Here is a 1,424-nt window from a genome sequence, read left to right on the forward strand (position 1 = left end):
TTGGTGCGTCAAGCTAAGCTTGATCCATCTTGCAGGGTGCAAGTCCCTGCCGGGCAAGGTCTAACTAACCACCCGTATTGAGTGTTGCGCCTTTGGCGGAGTGTGGGATTAGCAATTGCTTATCAGTTATGAAGATAGCATCACACGAACAAGATTGGCGAAGCGTACACAGAGAATTATGTAGGCCATAGGGATTATCGTGATCCTGAAGTGCTGATATCGCTCCGATAAATATTAGATCTGACTGACAAGGTTTGCAATGCCACCGAAGTCCATACAAAACAGCCGTATTGGTAAGGCTGTGGCGAGTCAGCGGAGTTTTAAAGCCGTGGCATGTATAAAGAGATGGTTTGAGAACTTGAGAGATCCAAAGGAGCCCCACATGGACAGTGGTAGTAAAGCTAAGCGAAAAGCGAGGCAAACGATGACCCTTTGGAAGTCAGATCAGCCCATAGTAGTCTGCGCAGGGGAAAGCCCTGTACATGGCGAAGGAGCTGACAGTTATATCGGGTAATAAGCCGAGACATAGTCCGGACAAAGTAGGGCTGGAAACACTATGACAACAACACTTAATACCCTTGCATTTAAAGCACATACTCACCCTAAGCACCGGTTTCAGAATCTATATGGACTGCTAGATGCTGAGAGCCTGTATCAAAGCTGGGGGCAACTCAATAAATTAGCCAGTCCCGGTATCGATGGCATCACCATGCCTAAATACAAGACGACGCTAATTGAAAATATCGAACGTTTAAGTCAGCAACTCAAACAGAAAAGTTATCGAGCTAATGATATTAAACGCATCTACATCCCAAAATCCAATGGTAAAGAACGACCGTTAGGACTTCCAACAGTTGATGACAAACTTGTGCAACAAAGTGTTAGTCAGATCCTGCAAAGTATCTGGGAGCAAGGCTTTATGCGCAATAGCTATGGGTATAGGCCGAATAAAAGTGCACATCAAGCAGTACATAGGCTAACAATGAATCTTCAATTTAAAGGATATGGTTATATCGTTGAAGCTGATATTAAAGGCTTCTTCGACAACCTTGAGCATGAGTGGCTGATGAAAATGTTAGCGTTACGCATTGATGATAAGGCAATACTAAATTTAATTAATCAATGGTTAAAAGCACGGATAAAATCACCCGATGGCGTATTCACTAAACCATCAAGTGGAAGCCCTCAAGGTGGAATTATCAGCCCAGTGTTGGCTAATATATATCTGCATTATGCTTTAGATCTCTGGTTTGAAAAGAAAGTAAAGCCGAGGATGCGTGGAAGAGCAATGATGATACGTTATGCAGATGATTTTGTTTGCGCGTTTCAATTTGCAAATGACGCAGAGCGCTTTTATAAAGTGTTACCCAAGCGATTAAAGAAATTTAATTTAGACGTTGCGCAAGACAAAACATCATTAATGC

The 1,424-nt window shown here is 42.8% G+C and carries 2 protein-coding genes; both read left to right on the forward strand.

What is annotated here, in order from left to right:
• Positions 1–382: 382 nt before the first annotated feature.
• Positions 383–514: a hypothetical protein gene (locus HH219_RS22360; protein WP_282960327.1), complete on the forward strand. Its 132-nt coding sequence runs from the start codon at positions 383–385 to the stop codon at positions 512–514.
• A 42-nt stretch (positions 515–556) separates the two neighbouring features.
• Positions 557–1,424 (forward strand): group II intron reverse transcriptase/maturase (gene ltrA / locus HH219_RS21580; RefSeq protein WP_169328592.1); only part of this gene is annotated, 868 nt, incomplete at its 3' end.

Origin of the sequence: Pseudoalteromonas sp. NEC-BIFX-2020_015 (assembly GCF_012952265.1) — a bacterium.
In the GTDB taxonomy this organism is placed as follows: Bacteria; Pseudomonadota; Gammaproteobacteria; order Enterobacterales; family Alteromonadaceae; genus Pseudoalteromonas; species Pseudoalteromonas neustonica.

Excerpts from the sequence above, each read along its gene's own strand:
- HH219_RS22360 (WP_282960327.1), top strand. The coding sequence starts at position 383 with ATGGACAGTGGTAGTAAAGCTAAGCGAAAAGCGAGGCAAACGATGACC.